At 55.6% G+C, this 16902-nt stretch carries 16 protein-coding genes; 1 reads left to right on the forward strand and 15 read right to left on the reverse strand.

The window, feature by feature from the left end; genetic code table 11:
- From era to lepA, 10 genes are all read right to left on the reverse strand, one after another.
- Entirely contained in the window at nt 1–1017 is a 1017-nt protein-coding gene (era, locus tag HF320_RS05170) for a GTPase Era (RefSeq protein ID WP_169277344.1), read from the reverse strand.
- Between the two features lie 8 nt (nt 1018–1025).
- Nucleotides 1026–1403, reverse strand: a complete 378-nt coding sequence (locus tag HF320_RS05175) for a diacylglycerol kinase family protein (RefSeq protein ID WP_169277345.1) — start codon at nt 1401–1403, stop codon at nt 1026–1028.
- Between the two features lie 9 nt (nt 1404–1412).
- Complete coding sequence (gene ybeY / locus HF320_RS05180; RefSeq protein WP_169277346.1) at nt 1413–1922, reverse strand: rRNA maturation RNase YbeY; 510 nt, start codon at nt 1920–1922, stop codon at nt 1413–1415.
- Nucleotides 1903–2910: a PhoH family protein gene (locus HF320_RS05185; RefSeq protein ID WP_169277347.1), complete on the reverse strand. Its 1008-nt coding sequence runs from the start codon at nt 2908–2910 to the stop codon at nt 1903–1905. Before HF320_RS05185 ends, ybeY begins: the two co-directional genes overlap by 20 nt.
- Nucleotides 2911–2934: 24 nt before the next feature.
- Nucleotides 2935–4218, reverse strand: coding sequence for a MiaB/RimO family radical SAM methylthiotransferase (locus HF320_RS05190; protein ID WP_169277348.1), 1284 nt, complete (start codon nt 4216–4218; stop codon nt 2935–2937).
- An 11-nt stretch (nt 4219–4229) separates the two neighbouring features.
- Nucleotides 4230–5366 (reverse strand): molecular chaperone DnaJ, encoded by a 1137-nt coding sequence (dnaJ, locus tag HF320_RS05195; RefSeq protein WP_169277349.1) that lies wholly within the window; start codon nt 5364–5366, stop codon nt 4230–4232.
- Nucleotides 5367–5476: 110 nt separating this feature from the next.
- Nucleotides 5477–6565 carry a DnaJ domain-containing protein gene (locus tag HF320_RS05200; RefSeq protein ID WP_211158954.1) on the reverse strand — a complete coding sequence of 363 codons (1089 nt, stop codon included), beginning with the start codon at nt 6563–6565 and terminating at the stop codon, nt 5477–5479.
- 62 nt (nt 6566–6627) lie between these two features.
- The gene (gene hemW / locus HF320_RS05205) at nt 6628–7854 is read right to left on the reverse strand and encodes a radical SAM family heme chaperone HemW (protein WP_169277350.1); all 1227 of its coding nucleotides are present in this window, start codon (nt 7852–7854) and stop codon (nt 6628–6630) included.
- 3 nt (nt 7855–7857) lie between these two features.
- Nucleotides 7858–8898 carry a tRNA dihydrouridine synthase DusB gene (gene dusB / locus HF320_RS05210; RefSeq protein ID WP_349290706.1) on the reverse strand — a complete coding sequence of 347 codons (1041 nt, stop codon included), beginning with the start codon at nt 8896–8898 and terminating at the stop codon, nt 7858–7860.
- Nucleotides 8899–10707: a translation elongation factor 4 gene (gene lepA, locus HF320_RS05215; RefSeq protein ID WP_169277351.1), complete on the reverse strand. Its 1809-nt coding sequence runs from the start codon at nt 10705–10707 to the stop codon at nt 8899–8901.
- Nucleotides 10708–10903: 196 nt separating this feature from the next.
- Between lepA and rpsT the strand changes: the two genes are divergently transcribed.
- Nucleotides 10904–11167: a 30S ribosomal protein S20 gene (gene rpsT / locus HF320_RS05220; RefSeq protein WP_022387348.1), complete on the forward strand. Its 264-nt coding sequence runs from the start codon at nt 10904–10906 to the stop codon at nt 11165–11167.
- A 102-nt stretch (nt 11168–11269) separates the two neighbouring features.
- Here rpsT and holA read toward each other — a convergent pair whose 3' ends face one another.
- From holA to HF320_RS05245, 5 genes are all read right to left on the reverse strand, one after another.
- A complete protein-coding gene (holA, locus tag HF320_RS05225) occupies nt 11270–12232 on the reverse strand; it encodes a DNA polymerase III subunit delta (protein WP_169277352.1) in 963 nt (320 codons plus the stop codon).
- 32 nt (nt 12233–12264) lie between these two features.
- A complete protein-coding gene (locus HF320_RS05230) occupies nt 12265–14292 on the reverse strand; it encodes a DNA internalization-related competence protein ComEC/Rec2 (RefSeq protein WP_169277353.1) in 2028 nt (675 codons plus the stop codon).
- Nucleotides 14293–14588: 296 nt separating this feature from the next.
- The gene (locus tag HF320_RS05235; protein WP_169277354.1) at nt 14589–15278 is read right to left on the reverse strand and encodes a helix-hairpin-helix domain-containing protein; all 690 of its coding nucleotides are present in this window, start codon (nt 15276–15278) and stop codon (nt 14589–14591) included.
- Between the two features lie 102 nt (nt 15279–15380).
- Nucleotides 15381–16619 carry a tRNA uracil 4-sulfurtransferase ThiI gene (gene thiI / locus HF320_RS05240; protein WP_022387344.1) on the reverse strand — a complete coding sequence of 413 codons (1239 nt, stop codon included), beginning with the start codon at nt 16617–16619 and terminating at the stop codon, nt 15381–15383.
- A gap of 3 nt (nt 16620–16622) precedes the next feature.
- Nucleotides 16623–16901 (reverse strand): DNA-directed RNA polymerase subunit omega, encoded by a 279-nt coding sequence (locus tag HF320_RS05245; RefSeq protein ID WP_022387343.1) that lies wholly within the window; start codon nt 16899–16901, stop codon nt 16623–16625.
- Nucleotide 16902: the final 1 nt, after the last annotated feature.

Below are 16902 nucleotides of genomic sequence, written 5' to 3' on the forward strand. Positions count from 1 at the left end.
TTACTCGTCAGCCGCATACCCGAAGCGACGAATCTGCGCAGCATCATCACGCCAGCCCGCCTTGACCTTGACGTCCAACTCCAAGAACACCTTGGAATCAAAAAGTCGCTCCAAATCCAAACGAGCATCGGTTCCGATACGCTTGATCATCTCGCCCTTATGGCCGATGATGATGCCTTTTTGGCCATCGCGCTCGACAAAGATGATGGCATGAATGCGCACGACTTTCTTTGTACGCTCAAAATAATCGCAGATAACGCCTACAGAATGCGGGATTTCTTCGCGCGTGTGAAGCAGCACCTTCTCGCGCACGAACTCGGCAACCTGAACTTCATCGGTAGTATCGGTACCCATTCCCTCCGGGAACCACATGGGTCCCTCGGGAAGATAGGAGCATAGCAAGTCGATGAACTCATCGACATTGAAGCGCTCGTTGGCCGAGGTTACGATGACGTCTTCGAAGTCAACCTCCTCGCGGGCCGCATCGATTTGAGCCATGACCTGAGCCTGATCGGCGCGATCGGCCTTAGTGATAACGAGCACCTTGTGGGCAGAAGACTGCTTGACCCTTTCCGCAACCCAGGCATCTCCACGCCCAAATGGCTTAGTGGCATCGAGGGTGAAACACACGACGTCGACATCATTGAGCTCGGACAAGGCACTGCGATTGAGCTCGGAGCCCAAACCGTCTTTAGGCTTGTGGATACCGGGGGTATCCACAAAGACAAGCTGATAGCCCGGACGGTTGACGACGGCACGCATGCGTCGACGGGTCGTTTGAGCCACCGGCGAGGTGATGGCCACCTTTTGACCATAGCACGCGTTCATCAGAGTCGATTTGCCCGCATTCGGACGACCAACCAGCGCGACAAAACCACTTCGGAAGCCTTGCGCGCGATCTGCAGCAGGAGCCTCCTCGACGTCGATACCATCAAAACCAGCACCCTGCGCGAGCAGGGCATCGAGCTCGTCGTCGCTCAGGTCCTCAAAGGGATCGAACTCTTCAATATCAGACATGGGAACTCCTAAATCAGGTGTAGGGCGTGAGCGAACACGAGAATGCCCACAACGGCAGCGGTAATCGACAACACATACACCGAAGCCGCGGCGATATCCTTGGCGCGTTTTGCCAAAGGATGCATCTCGCTCGTGGCAAGATCGACAACGGCCTCGATGGCGGTATTGCACAGCTCCGCATGAATAACAAGTCCGCAGCAAATAGCGATAATACACCACGAGGTAAGGTCAAGGCCGACAACAAGGCCTGCAATGACGGTAAGGGCGCCAACGAGCAGCATCACGTTGATGTTGCGCTCCGTGCGCACCGCAGTAATAAACCCCTCGATGGCATACCCAAATGAACGGACAAACGACGGATGGTCCTTGGAAGAACCGGGGATCATGGGTACTCCTTAATCGTGAGTATGGCGAGTAATGGGGCCAACCTCTATTGAGGCGGGGTCATCGCCGCGTGCCGCGGCCAAAAGGCGCAATAGTTCGTCCTCACGCGCCTCCATCGCCTCAGCCTCATCGTCTTCAATGTGGTCGTAGCCAAGAAGATGCAACATGCCATGCACGAGCATGAGGCGGCACTCATCTTGAGCCGAGTTGCCAAATTCCGGGGCCTGGCGTGCTATCACCTGGGGTGCCAAGATGATATCACCGAGTTCGAGCGCCTCATCAAGAGGAATATCCTCGTCAAAGGCGGAATCGCATTCAAACGACAACACATCCGTAGTCTTATCTATGCCGCGCCATTGACGATTGAGACCGTGCATCTCCTCTTCGTCGACAAAGGAAAGGGATATCTCGACCTCGCGGGTGACTCCCTCCGCCTCGAGAACAAAATGAACGATATGTTCGATCTCGGCAGTATCGAGCAGCTGCTCGAGCTTTGCATCGTTACTGATGAGCACGCCCATGAACGCTCCCCTTTCCGTGTCGCCCGCCCCCGGCGGCGCGTTTTTGTTCATAAGAGTCATATGCCTCGACGATGCGTCCCACAAGCGAGTGGCGCACGACATCGGCACTGTCCAGGTGAATGAAAGAAATCTGATCAAGATCGCCCAAAATGTCTTGAATATGAGAGAGGCCATCAGGCCGCCCGATAAGGTCGCGCTGCGAGGCGTCTCCCGTAATCACGAACGTCGAATTGAAACCCAGGCGAGTCAAGAACATCTTCATCTGCTCGGGCGTAGTATTTTGCGCCTCATCCAGGACAACGAAAGCGTCGTTGAGTGTACGCCCACGCATATACGCCAAGGGGGCGATCTCGATAACGCCTCGCTCCACCAGTTGGGACGCGCGCTCGGAATCCATCATATCGAGCAGTGCATCAAAGAGCGGACGCACATAAGGATCAACCTTGTCTTCAAGCGTGCCAGGCAAGAAGCCGAGGTTCTCGCCGGCTTCGACAACTGGTCGGGTTAGGACGATTCGGCCAACATCGTGGCGCTGAAGTGCAGCGATGGCCATAGCCATGGCAAGGTATGTCTTGCCAGTGCCCGCCGGCCCAATGCAAAAAGTCATGGCATGGGAACGTATGGCTTCGATGTAGCGTTTCTGACCCACCGTCTTTGGGCGAATGCACTTGCCGCGATAGGTAAGGATAACGTCTTGAGCCATGCCCGATGCGTCTCCGCCTCGCTTGAGAAGCGAATCAAGAAGGCGCACGGAATCCTCGACATTAGGAGCATCACCAAAGGCGGCAAGCTCAAATAGATGCTCAAATAGCTTGACGAGCGCCTCGCAGCAGCGCGCTGGACCCATTATAGAAATGGTCGCGCCGCGTACGGTTATCTCAGCCCGAGCACGCTTCTCGAGAGCACGGATCAAGCTGTCTTGCGGACCGGTGATGAGACCGGCATCGATTCCCTCGGGCACCGTTACGCGCACTTGAGTCGAATTCAAGAAGCTCCCCCTTCCCAAGCGTCATCAAACCAGATGGGCATGAAGCATCCCAGAGTCGTCCAGCGAGTCAATGCAAACATGGACCAGCGATCCCTCTTGCGCCACGTCCGCATCATCCACGACAACGCGATGGAACGACCCCAGTGTACCGCGATTCCCATATTCGAGCACAGCGCGCTCAATCGTGGAGATGCGCCGTACGGCGTCGCGTTGCGAAGACCGCTGCACAAGCTCGCGAACGCGAGCAGAACGAGCAGCTGCAACCTGTGGATCGATCTGATCGGGATACGTTGCAGCGGGCGTACCCGGGCGTGCGCTATAGCGAAAAACATGGAGCCGGGCAAAGCCGATCTTCTCGATAACCTCGAGCGTGGCATCGAATTCCTTGTCGGTTTCACCCGGAAATCCCACGATCAAATCACCCGAAAGGGCGATTTCGGGAACGTAGCGGCGAATCTTAGCAATGAGAGCAAGCAGGTCTTCGGCAGAATAGGGTCTGCCCATACGACGAAGCGTCTCGGAGCAACCAGATTGAATGGGCAGATGCAAAAACGGGGCTACACGATCGGGCGACTCCCCCATACGCTTAAGCAGGGCTTCGGAAACGTCCATCGGCTCGATGGAAGAAAGGCGAACCTGCTGCACAGAGGTCTCACGCAAAATGCGATCGAGCAGCTCGTCGATCTCGACGTGTGCATCTCCCGAACCCTCCGCGTCATAAGCGCCGAGATTCACACCCGTAAGAACCACCTCGGGGATATTGGCCTGGACCGCATCGTCAATCTGTTTCAAAACAGCCGAAACGGGAACAGAACGCTCGGGACCACGCGCTTTCCAGACAATGCAATATGTGCATCGGTGGTTGCATCCGTCCTGGATCTTGACGCCCCAACGCGAACGACCAAGCATATCAGCAAGATCGCGGGGAGCCGGTCCTTGAGAAGTGCAGGCTAAAAGACGTGCATCATACGAAAGGAGCTCACGCGCACGGTCGACAACAGCAACCTTGGAAGGCTCTGCGGTGACACGCGGCGAGATGTCGGTAAGGACATCTGGATGCAGGTTAACCACGCAACCCGTGACGATAACAAGAGGCTCATTCGGAAGTGAGAGCGTATGACGAACTGCCTTGCGCGTCTTTGCCTCGGCCTCCCCCGTCACGGCACAGGTGTTGATAACAACAAGCTGCGCATCCTCGGGGTCAACAAGGCAAAAACCCGCACGGGCCAAATCCGCGCTGATACGGTCACTTTCGACACGGTTGACACGACAACCAAGGTTGATTACAGAAACAAACGGTGCAGCCACGTACTTCCTCGCTAGTCGATGATGTCGTCGATGGCGTCACGAATTCGATCGCCCACGGACCGCGGAGCTTCGAACTCATCGCCCACAGCACGAGCATACTTCTCAAGAGCTTCACGAGCCTCGCGGTTGAGCTTCTTGGGCACGGTAATAACAACGCGAGCGTACAGAGAGCCGCGCGCGCCGTCGCCGGAGCGCGGCATGCCAAACTCGGCGGCCTTAACCATCTCACCATACTGAGTGCCAGCAGGAACGGTCACGGTCGCAGTCTCGTCGGGCATGATTCCCGTCACCAGGACTTTGCAACCCAGTGCCGCTTGCGCGATTGAAACGGCGACATCGCAGTACAGGTCGTCGCCGCGACGTACGAAGCGTTCATGCTCCTCAACCTGAATGGTAACGATAAGGTCGCCGGAAGGCGCCCCGCGAAGGCCCGCCTCGCCGTAGCCCTTAACGCGGAGTTGACGGCCGGTGGAAACGCCTGCAGGGACATCGATATCGAGTTTTTCGTGCGTGGGAACCCTGCCCTGACCTCCGCAGACATCGCAGGGATGATCGATGATGCTGCCCTCGCCATGGCAATCCGGGCAAGGAGAGGAAGACTGAACATAGCCAAAAAGGGAACGCTGGGCCTTGGTCACATAGCCCGAGCCGCCGCAACGCGTACAGGTGACGAGCTTGCCGCCGTCGGTGGCACCGGCGCCGTTACAATCTTCGCATGTAGCAAGTCGCTCATAGTTAATGGTCTTCGTGCAGCCACAGGCGGCCTCTTCAAGCGTTACAGAAAGAGCGATGGCCATATCGCGACCGTTCTTTCGAACACTTGCACCGCGTCCAGAGCGCGCATTGCCCCCAAAGAAGGACGAGAAAATATCGTCGCCCATTCCGCCAAAGATATCGCTGATGTCAACGAAACCAGAACCCATGGGGCCGTCTGCCGTACCGTATTGGTCATAGTTCGCGCGCTTCTGCTCATCAGAAAGAACGGAATACGCCTCGTTAAGCTCTTTGAATTTCTCTTCGGCCTCAGGATCGTCCGAGACGTCGGGATGAACGAGACGAGCCTTCTTGAGGAACGCTTTCTTGATAGTTCGCTGATCGGCATCCTTATCGACACCGAGTACCTCGTAGTAGTCCCTGCTCTCCGACACGACTTATATCCTCCCCAAACCATTACAAACACAGGGCGCATCCGCGCCAACGCAAACGTCTATACCCATATCATGCAGGCCCAAAACACTCAAGTGAACCAAGCGCACTGCTAGCGAATACCCGTCATCATCGATGCCCCGCAACGTGTGAAGCCGACGGACATGATAGCGAACAAAAGTCCGTTAACAAATCCATTGACAAGCTGCGCGCCGCCCCGCTTCCACCAAAGACCACTGCGATGCATGATGCCATCGGAGACAACAAGAACCACGCCAAAGATCAGCGGCAAAACAAGCACGCTAAAATAGGCAAACACGCCGGTTAACGCTGAGAGAACCAAAAATGGCAAGACGACGCCCGTGATATAAAAACCAATGGCCGCCTTTCCCTCAAGGCGTTCCGCCGAAACGCGCGCGCGGCCAACGAGGTCGCCGCCGCTCGCTCCGTTGGTGCCGGCATGACCCATCTGAGAAACGCGAATAAGGTCGCCGTCATGAGTGCCGGCAGGAAACTCAATAACGGCCTCGGTCACAACGGGTGTGCGCCCCGTGCCTGCGCAGTCCGGGCAAGGATCGGAAATGACCTTGCCGGAGCCGCCGCACTCGGGGCATACGATCCTAAAGGTGCCGCCGCCAAAGAGGAAGGTCATATCGGTCTCGATGGCACCCGAACCCCCGCAACTAGGGCACGTGTGCGAATGCTCAGAGGATACAGAGCCCATGCCCGAGCAGCGCGTGCACGGTTCATATCTGCGATATTTGACCGCACGGCGGGCGCCGTTTTTTGCCTGCTCGGCGCTAAGGTCAACATCCACCACAACGTCGGCACCTGCCTCGGGATTAAATGCCGAGGAACCTCGGCGGGAGCCATAGCCCGCTCCATCAAATGGGAAGCCAAAGGGGAACCCGCCCATGCCGCCTGCATAGCCGCCCCGATACGGAGATGCAGAGGGTCCCTGCGCGCCCGCGAAGGGGTTGCCCGATCTCATGGCATCGTATCGAGCGCGCTTCTGCTCGTCGGACAAGACCGCATAAGCCTCGGAGACCTCTTTGAATTTCTCCTCGGCATCGGGCTCTTTGTTGATATCGGGATGAAGCTTGCGCGCTTTGAGCTGAAAAGCCTTTTGAATCTCTTTCGCCGTGGCGTCTTTGGATACGCCCAGGATGGCGTAATAGTCTTTTTCGTTCATCGTAGCCATAGAGGGCTACCTTTCTAGCCGAGTCCAGCCTTACCGCAGATGAACGCTATTGTAGCGAACCATCATGCCAAATTCCAAAAGAGCCCAAAGAGCTCATTGCCCTCAAGCCACCCTTGTTGTGTGGGGGCAAGCGCACCAGGGAAAAGGCCCACGCCCCCGCTTGGGGCATCAACGTAGTTTTCCCCGTCAGGCGCCTCCCATGTCGCCAAACCGAGTTCGATCGCCCGTGCGCACGTATCCGCCACAATTTGCTTCCCAAAGACAGCAGAAGCCCGAAGAAGCAGCTCTTGAGGTATACCACGAGTCATACGGCATGCAAGCATCAAGTCCTCGGCCATGGCCTCCCGAATGCCAAGCTGCTCAATCTCAAAGGCAGAAGCAGCATCATCCGTTTGGAGCACGCGAATGCGAGCTGCGCCGTCGCGAGGCGCAAGATCGGAAAATAACGATGAAGACATCCGAAACGTATCACGAGAAAGCATGCTAGCAGCCGAGCGACCAAGCCCCAGATACTCAATGCCGGTCCAATATGCGATGTTGTGTCTGCAAGCATGCCCTGGCAAGGCATAACTTGCAACCTCATAGGGGGCAAAACCCGCCTCCACAAGAAAACGCCTCGCGAGCTCCATTTCGTCTGCCTGTTCATCCTCATCAGGAAGAACCAGCCTACCCGAATCCACCTTCAAGGCAAGGGGCGTACCGTCTTCGACAGTCAAAGGATAGATTGAGATATGGCAAGGTCCGGCTTCGATCAAGCCAGCCACGCTCTTTGCCCAGCTGTCTCGAGTCTGGAGAGGAAGTCCGCACATCAAATCGCACGAAACATCGAGTCCCGCATCTTTCGCATAGCAAATCGCATCGAGCGCCTGCGTTGCGCTATGGATACGGCCAACGGCCTTGAGCTCCTCCTCCTGCAGGCTTTGGACACCCAAAGAGATACGCGTTACGCCGGCGCGTGCAAGTTGTAATGCAAGCGAGCTCGTGAATGACTCGGGGTTTGCCTCACAGGTAAACTCCTCGGGTGCACACCATTGCATCACCGAACGCACCAGTTCGACCAAACGCATCCCTAAAAGCGAAGGCGTGCCTCCACCTATGTAGACGGTGCGAACGCCATCGAGCAAACCCGCGGTACCAAAAGCATCGACACGATTTGTGAGCCGATCAAGATAGCAAGCTTGCGCCGTGCGAGCATCATCGAGGCTGCATGCAGCCACCGAGTCGAAATCGCAATAGGCACATTTCGATTGGCAGAAGGGAATGTGCAGATAAAGGGCCTCAATCGCCATGGTTTACATCTCAAAGAGCGCAGGCACGGCCTGTCCCTCAGCCTTGAGGGCGGCACAAACGCGCACGTCTTCCTCAATAAGATCGACCAGCTGCATGAAGTCCTCAAACGTCTGGCAGCGAACAACCCGCCCGCGCCATGCGGCGGCGTGCGCCATCCCTTTGAGATACCACGTTGCAAAGGTGCGGGCACGGGCCATATGGGCATCGTGTGCATGAAGAAGGCGAAGGTGCTCGCGCAACGCATCAAGACGTTCCAGCTCCGTATGAGGCCGCACGGGATTACTTTGAAGCATATTCATGGCATCTTCGAACACCCATGGGTTGCCATAGGTACCGCGCGCAATGAATACGCCACTCGCTGCAGTCGTCGTCAGCATGCGGACGGCATCCTCAGCAGAAAAGACGTCGCCCGAACCGACAACGGGAATATCGATGCGCGACGCCACATCGTCGATAATCGACCAGTCGGCGTCGCCGGTATACAACTGCGTCGCAAACCTACCATGAACGGCAACACCGGAAACTCCAGCCTGCTCCAAGCGTGCCGCGAAATCGGGAGCAACACGCTCGCCGGCGGCATACCCGATACGCATCTTGCAAGTCACGGGAACATGCGCCCTGCCTACAGCGGCAGCCGCAATCTGGGCCGCAAGCTCAGGATCTCTCATAAGCGCCGAGCCCTCGCCCTTGGTAACGACCTTTCGAGCAGGACACGCCATATTGATGTCGATGGAGGAGAGCTTCTCCCCCACCCGTTCCTCAACAGCCTCGACGGCAGAAGCGAACTGCTCGGGCTTGGAGCCAAAAAGCTGTACGCAAATCTGGGGCTCCTCCGCCGCCGGCAACACAAGATCCCAAGTCTTTTCGCTCTTGTAAGCAAGACCCGCGACGCTCACCATCTCGGAAAAGGCCATTTTTGCACCATGGCGACGACACATGATGCGATATGCAGCATCGGTCACGCCCGCCATGGGCGCAAGCAAAAACGGCTGCTCGCGATAATAGAGACGCATGCGCTCCGATGCGGAAGAAACCGTCTTCAATTATTCGTCCACCTTGAGAATCGCCAGGAATGCTTCTTGCGGGACCTCGACAGAGCCGATGGCCTTCATGCGCTTCTTGCCCTCTTTTTGCTTCTCGAGCAGTTTGCGCTTACGCGAGATGTCGCCGCCGTAGCACTTGGCAAGAACGTCCTTGCGGCGCGCCTTGACCGTCGAACGAGCAATAACCTTGTTGCCGATAGCACCTTGGATGGGAACCTCGAAGAGCTGACGCGGGATAATCTCCTTGAGCTTATCGCACAGTCCACGAGCAAGACCGTATGCCTTGTCCTTATGGACAATAAAGGAGAGCGCGTCCACCTCGTCGCCCGAAAGCAAGATATCAAGCTTGACAAGGTCGCTCACGCGGTACTCCGAGAACTCGTAATCAAGCGAGGCATACCCCTTGGTACGGCTCTTAAGCTGATCGAAGAAATCAAGAATGAGCTCTGCAAGCGGCATGTCGAAATGCATCTCAACCGATTTGCTCGTCAGATGGATCATATCGGTAGTGATGCCGCGATGCTCAATAGCAAGCTGCATGACCGCACCGGTGTACTCGGGCGGGCAGATGATCTTGGCGTGCAAGAACGGCTCCTCGATATGATCGATGCGCGTGACATCGGGAAGGTCTTGCGGACTGCGAACGTCCAGCATCTCGCCATCGGTCTTAAAGACGTGATAGTCCACACTGGGGCTCGTGGCGATAAGCTCGAGGGCAAACTCTCGCTCGAGTCTCTCCTTGACAACCTCCATGTGCAGCAAACCCAAGAAACCAACACGGAAACCAAAGCCAAGCGCCACGGAGGTCTCCGGCTCCCAGATAAGCGAGGGATCGTTAACGTGCAGCTTCTCGAGCGCGTCGCGAAGATTCTCGTAATCCTTGTTGTCGATGGGGAAGATGCCGGTGTAGACCATAGGCTTGGCCTCGCGGTAACCAGGCAAGGGAGCGTCGCAAGAGCGATCCCGAGCCGTCAGGGTATCGCCCACATGAACAGCCTCGGGGTCCTTTAGGCCCGTGACGACAAAGCCGACTTCGCCCACGGACAGCGAATCGACGGGGACCTCGGCAGGGCACTTTACACCCACTCCATCCACCATGAAGGGAACATCTGCCTGCATCATCACAAGCTGATCGCCCTTTGAGATCGAGCCATCAAAAACGCGTACCGTAGCGACGACGCCACGATACTCATCGAAATAGGAATCGAGGATAAGGGCCTTGAGCGGAGCGTTGGCATCGCCCTTCGGAGGCGAGATCAGAAAAACGATAGCCTCAAGCAAATCGTGGATGCCCTCGCCGGTCTTGCCCGAAACGCACACGGCGTCATCGGCGGGAATGGCGAGCTCATCTTCAATCTCGGTCTTCACCTCATCGGGATGGGCGCTGGGCAGATCGATCTTGTTGATTGCGGGAACAATGTCGAGATTGGCGTTCATGGCAAGCGAGGCGTTGGAGACCGTTTGGGCCTCAACACCTTGCGTGGCGTCCACAACGAGCACCGCACCTTCGCACGCCGCAAGGGAGCGCGAGACCTCGTACGTAAAGTCAACGTGGCCGGGTGTGTCGATCAAATTGAACTGATAGGTCTCCCCGTCGTCGGCGGTATAGTCGACACGAACGGCATTGCTCTTAATGGTGATGCCGCGTTCGCGCTCGATATCCATCGAGTCGAGAAGCTGCGCCTCCATGTCACGCTCATCGACCGTATTCGTCAGCTCGAGAATGCGGTCCGAAATCGTCGACTTACCGTGATCGATATGCGCGACGATGGAGAAATTTCTGATATGTGAAGTATTTTGAGTATCCATGCGGCATATCATACCCGAACCATAGGGAGCAAAACAGCTACGCGCTCATGCATATATCGTGAGAAACACGGCTATTCCATAGCATTCGCGCTTCTCATGCAGCATTTCCCGTGCTATACTTCCCGCTTGTGACCTCAATAACCGTGTCTCAGAGGCCGGATAGAAGGCGGAAGAGAAACCGAAAGGAAATCCAGAAGTGGCAAACATCAAGTCTCAGAAGAAGCGCATCCGCACCAATGAGATCGCTCGCGTTCGCAACAAGGCGATTCGTTCCGAGCTGAAGACCCTGACCAAGCACGTTCAGGCTGCTGTCGAGGCTGGCGACAAGGCCGCTGCCTCCGCTGCTTGCACCCGCGCTTCCCGCGCCCTCGACAAGGCTGTCGCCAAGGGCGTCATCCACAAGAACCAGGCTGCCAACCGCAAGTCCGGTCTCCAGAACCTGGTCAACGGTCTTAACTAACCTACAGGTTGCACATATTCGTGCGCTATACGGGTCCGCAGCAATGTGGGCCCGTTCTTTATGAAACCCGCGAAACGTGACGCTCACGCTTCGCGGGTTTTTCTAGCTTCGTTCGATGAGCGATATAATCCAAAGGCGCAAGGCAAGCTCGGAATCTGCAGACCCCTTGAGTGCCGCCTCAACATCAACGGCAGTACGCAAGGCGCAAACGAGCTCATCCATACTGTACTTGCGCGCCCAGCCAACATGGTTTCGGACCTGCCAGCCCTGGAGGCCCAAAACCTGTGCGAGGTTCCTGCCCTCCCCGCGAGCATCAAGCGCTTTGGCACAGATAAGCTCGCGTAGACGCGTAACCAAAAGCGAAAAAAGTCGAACCTCGTTGCGCGGCGGCTGGAGCTGATAGAGCTCAAGCGCCCGCTTCATATCGCGCGCCGAAATCGCGTTGAGCAAGTCCCATGGCTTGACCTCGGCGGTTCGAGCGACCAGCGCCTCGATATCGGAGCGCGAGATGCTCTCCCCCTCCAACATGGCGGAAAGCCGCTTGAGCTCGTTGTCGAGCATGCGGGAATTCTCGCCGACTCTGCTCACCAGTTCCTCGGCGCCCATGATGTCGATCGTCTTGCCGTAGGCCCGAGCCATAGAGACAACTTGCTGCGGAACTTCTCGGCCCTTTTTGGGCGCGCAATCAACAAGGGCTTTGGGCCCAAGCTTTGCCACCGCCTTGTATAGACGTGTGCTTTTTGCAAGGGTGTTGGCCACAACCAGGCAAACGGTTGTGGGCGAAGGGTTCTCAAAATAAGAGACCAAAGGCTCACTTACCGCCTTGGGCAACTTGTCGCAACCATTGAGAATCACAAGACGAAAATCAGACCCCATGGGAAGGGTGTTTAGAGAGGCAATGATGTCGGCAATCTGCGGATCATGCGTCATATCGCGCTCATCGAGATTGAATGCGGCCATGCCGCTTCTCTCCAAGCGCGCTTTCATGCGGGCCACGGCGCGAGAACGCTTGAGCTCATCGGCACCGACAATCAGATAGCCGCAAAGCAGTGGAGCTTCCGCCACGATACCTCCTCTATATCATCGTTTCGCTGTGCCTATTCTAACGCGGCGCTCCTTGAGCCAGAGCAATGCACACGTATTCCCCGTGCGTCAGGAAAAAACGAAACCGAGCCATCGTCAATCGTGCAGTAAAAGCGCGCACCGTAGTTTTGAAGTGCAGCGACGCACTCGTCCGCAGGATGACCGTAGCTGTTACGAGCCCCCGCCGATGCTATCGCAACCTCCGGATCGAGCACCTCAAGCAACGACATGTCAACCGATTTAGCAGAGCCGTGATGCCCCAACTTCAGGATATCGATATCACCTACTGCGGGCGCATATTCATGCTCCTGATCAACCTCGGAGTCTCCCGTTAACAACATGCTGAGATGTGCCGAACCTTCGACATATCGCGCAAGCAGTACAAGGGAGTCCTCGTTATCGTCCCCGTCAACCGTCTCACAGGGCCACATTACGGTGCAGTCAAACCTACCCACATGGATAGTATCGCCTCGTTCGACCTCAACGAGATTCAAACCGCTACCTTCAATCTCGGAAGGCGCCTGCTGAGCAGCCCCTTGAGCCACGATGACCTCTCCCACAGAATATCGTTTTGCAATATCGCATAGCCCTCCGTAGTGATCTTTATCCCAATGCGTTACCAAAACGGCGTCTAAAGAAAGGACGTGCTCGGAAGCCAACGCTTCAAGCACGGTATCGTCTACCCCCGCATCAATCAAAACGCAGCGGTCCCCATCACGAATAAGGATGGAATCGGCCTGACCAACATCGAGAACGGTGATTTGCGGTGGAGCAAAGTGCCCCCAATAGAGGAGGTCGATGCCAACAAACGCAACCACAAGCGAAAACAATACGAGGACAATTCGTCCGCTTGGCCGAGGCCACGACCAATAAAGCAAAACAGCGCAAGCTAGTGGTACAAGCCAGGCATAAGGTAGTGGAGAAACATACAGGCTCGCAAAGGGGACCGCAGCCAAAGCGCTAACAAAAAAGAGAATGACACGTGAGCACAAATGAAGAAGCAATGCCATAAAAGCCGATATGCCAGGAATCCAAAGGACCGTCGCCGCAACGACCCCTAAAACCAAAAGAATCGAAATAAGAGGCGCGATAATCACATTCGCAACCGGCGCTAAAAGAGATATCTGGCCGAATACCGACGTCGTCAAGGGAAGCGTCGCGATCTGGGCCGTCAGCGTAATGCCCATGCCCTCGGCAATAAACGATGGAAGCCGCAGCACGTGCAATGCATAGGACACGTAGCGTCCAAATATCAAAATCGACGCGACGCTCAACGCCGATAGCTGAAACCCCAAATCGAATACGAGATTTGGCCAGATGACCAACATGACGATCAGCGTTAAAGAAAGCGATGAGAGGGCGTGAGAGCGGCGACCGGATCCCATCGAAACATTTGTACAGCCAACCATACAAGCCGAACGAATTGTCGATGGCGCCGCACCGGTAAGCAATGTGTAAAAGCAACAGGCTCCAAGCATAAGGACACGCGATTTACGCGAATCGAGACCGCACTGCCAAAGCACGTTTTGTACAAGACACGCAACAATCGCCAGATGGCTTCCCGAAACAGCAATCAGATGAGATAGGCCGCATGCAGCAAAATCTTCCCGAATCGACCCGCGATTCAGCTCGGTCGTATAGCCACAAAGAACACCAGTGATCAAAGAGCCCTCTTCAGTAGAATCCGGATTCAGACGATTCAAAAGAAAACGTCGTACCCGCTGGACAACATCGTTGGACACCTCATGCTCTGCCGGATAACACGTGCGCAGCGATAGACGTGCCACCTCACCTTTAAAAAACCGAGAACGCGCCCAATCGGAATCGCCAAGAGCAGCAAAGTTGCCAACAGCGCAAAACCGATCGCCGCGCATTTGGCCCTTCTCTCCCGTCGCACGTACGCGAAAGGTCGTGCCTGATCCGTCTTTTCGTTTTGCCACTGCAGTATAGGAAAAACCGTGCTCCCCTGGATTAGAATCGCCGATAACCTCAAAGACATAGGAGCTTGCCGTCCCTTTGACCTCTTCAATCTGAGTGGCCATACCATTCGACCACAGGCATACCGACCAGACGAGCGCAATCAAGCACAGACAAGCAAGATGCAACGCCTTCAATAAGCTTGCAGCCTTGCAATGACGCATAACACGGGTGCACACCAGACAGGCAATGCAAACCAAAGAAACAACAACCGGCAGGATAAAAGAAAAGCCGCACCATCTTCCCGCCCCAGCTCGTTCCCATGTATTCTCGAGCATTGTCATCGATATAACGATGGAACCTAGCGCGCACCAGAAAAGCGGCGGTATAAAGGGGCGTGGAGGATACTCGGGCAGGCGCTTCACACGCATATCGCGTCCTTGATCTTCGCAAACTTCTTATCACCAATGCCCGAGACGCGCATCAGGTCTTCTGTGGTAGCAAAAAGGCCGTTTTCCTCACGGTCGGCGATAATCGCCTCGGCCGTCGATGGGCCAACCCCATTCAGTGTTTGAAGCTCTTCTGACGAGGCGGTATTGATATTGATCAGAGATTTTGCCGTAGATGCATCCGAAGAAACCTGTGCATCTCCAACAGCCGGAGAGCCTTCCCGAGCCGCCTCTCCTTGGCGAGGAACCGTTATCTTCATCCCATCAGATAGAAGTGAGGCACGATTGAGGACAGAAGTGTCGGCATCTTCTGACAATCCCCCCGCCGCCTGAATGGCGTCGTCAACCCGAGAGCCTTCCTTAAGTTTATATACTCCGGGATTCAAAACGGCGCCCGAAACATCGACAATAAGCACAGCGCTCTCCGAAGAAGAATCCGGAGAGGGAGATGCCTTTGACTCAGCGGACGGCAATGGCACGGCCTCGTCACTCGAGCACTCAATTAAAGCATCGCGATCTCCGCGAGCGGCAGCGGTCCCACAAAAAAGTGCAATAAGAAAACCAAGCAAGACAAGCAGCGCAAGCAAAAGATAGCGCGGCCTTTGACGAGCAAGCGCAAATGCCCTCGTGAGCAAAGCCTTGTTATGAACATGTTGAGCCAAGAAACATCCCCCTCCTCTCTACCCATATTTGCAAAGGAAGAGAAAAGGGGGATGGGCAACATCAAATACCGAAGCGCAACCTTACAAGAATCTCAACGAAATCTAACAGGCCTGCTCAGCGGGGGCAAGACTGGTATGGATCTGTGAAAGCTCCTTGGGACGACGGTAACATGAGGTCTTGAAGTCGATATATTCGACATGCTTGACCAGATGCTCAATCATCGCCTCATGGTCAAACATATCCCAGGCTTCATGCACGGCATCTAAGCGTGCGTGGGTCTCGGGGCGCTTGGGCATAAACAGCGTGCAACAATCCGGAGCAGACTGCGTGGAAATATCAAACGTACCGATGGATTGGGCGCGCTCGATAATCTCTTGCTTGTCGGAACCGATAAGCGGGCGAAAAACAGGAATATCCACAACCTCGTTGACCGCCATAATGTTCTCGAGCGTTTGCGAGGCAACCTGGCCCAGGGACTCTCCGGTGACGATTGCCTTTGCTCCCTCAATTTGAGCGATGCGTTCTGCCACAGAATACATGATACGTCGGTACATGATCACGCGCAGGGCGTTAGGACAGGCAATCGAAATCTCGCGCTGACAATCGCCAAACGGAACAACGTAGACGCGACCGATTTGAACCTCGGGTCCAAGTGCACGAACAATATCCTGAACCAGGTACTCACTGGTATCGGCAGTCTGCGGACGGCCGGAGAAATGAACAGGCACCGGCACGGCACCGCGACGAGCGAGCATCCAGGTAGAAACAGGAGAATCGATACCAGAGGAAAGAAGCGTAACAACCTTACCGGCACTCCCCTGAGGAAGACCGCCACAGCCGCGTTCGCTCTTTGCGTACACGTACACGCTTCCTTGCACCACGAGTACGTGAACCGTGGCATCGGGATCATGCATCTGCACTTTTTTATCGGGAAAAGCCTCGCAGAGCACCTCCCCCACCTGACGATTAAGATCGATTGACGTCAGGGGGTAATCCGTATTGGAGCGCCTTGCCGCGACTTTAAACGTTTGAAACTCGCCAAACTCGCCAAGAGCCTTAACGGCCGCATCGCAATACTCCGCAGGCTCACGGTTAGTATGGAACGCCAGCGATACACGAGCCACACCGGGGACACGAAGCATGTGGTCAAATGCCTCTTCTGCCTGACCCGCCTCGGAAAACGTGACGAGAATATGCCCAGAGATTCGAACGATGGTCGAGACTGAAAAGGCGGCCAAGGCCGCCTTCAGGTTATCCATGAGGATGCGTTCGAAATGGGCGCGATTCTTGCCTTTAAGCCCTATCTCGTGATAGTGCACCAGACATACGCGACTTGCCATCGGCTACTCCGAGACCTTATGACCCATAGCGGTTTCAAAACGGTCATGATCGTAGGAGATGTTACCGTTTTCAATCTCTTCCATAGCCATAGAAATCGTGTCCTTGCCGGACATGGCGATAGTGATATCGTCGACATCCTGGACGGCAAGCACGCGATTGTGCTGGCCGCGCAGCATGCTATTGATATCGCATGCGCGCTTAGAAGCGAGAGCGGCGAGCAGGAAACGGTTCTCGTCGGTCTTCTCAAGCAGATCGTCAATACGAGGCTTAACAACAGACATG

The sequence above is a fragment of the Collinsella acetigenes genome (assembly GCF_012844445.1).
GTDB classification, from domain to species: domain Bacteria; phylum Actinomycetota; class Coriobacteriia; order Coriobacteriales; family Coriobacteriaceae; genus Collinsella; species Collinsella acetigenes.

Bases quoted from the DNA above. Each gene is read 5' to 3' on its own strand.
- HF320_RS05175 (WP_169277345.1), bottom strand. From the start codon at position 1,403: ATGATCCCCGGTTCTTCCAAGGACCATCCGTCGTTTGTCCGTTCATTT.
- era (WP_169277344.1), bottom strand. From the start codon at position 1,017: ATGTCTGATATTGAAGAGTTCGATCCCTTTGAGGACCTGAGCGACGAC.
- hemW (WP_169277350.1), bottom strand. From the start codon at position 7,854: ATGGCGATTGAGGCCCTTTATCTGCACATTCCCTTCTGCCAATCGAAA.
- HF320_RS05230 (WP_169277353.1), bottom strand. From the start codon at position 14,292: ATGGCCACTCAGATTGAAGAGGTCAAAGGGACGGCAAGCTCCTATGTC.
- ybeY (WP_169277346.1), bottom strand. From the start codon at position 1,922: ATGGGCGTGCTCATCAGTAACGATGCAAAGCTCGAGCAGCTGCTCGAT.
- thiI (WP_022387344.1), bottom strand. From the start codon at position 16,619: ATGGCAAGTCGCGTATGTCTGGTGCACTATCACGAGATAGGGCTTAAA.
- HF320_RS05245 (WP_022387343.1), bottom strand. From the start codon at position 16,901: ATGTCTGTTGTTAAGCCTCGTATTGACGATCTGCTTGAGAAGACCGAC.
- lepA (WP_169277351.1), bottom strand. From the start codon at position 10,707: ATGGATACTCAAAATACTTCACATATCAGAAATTTCTCCATCGTCGCG.
- HF320_RS05200 (WP_211158954.1), bottom strand. From the start codon at position 6,565: ATGGCTACGATGAACGAAAAAGACTATTACGCCATCCTGGGCGTATCC.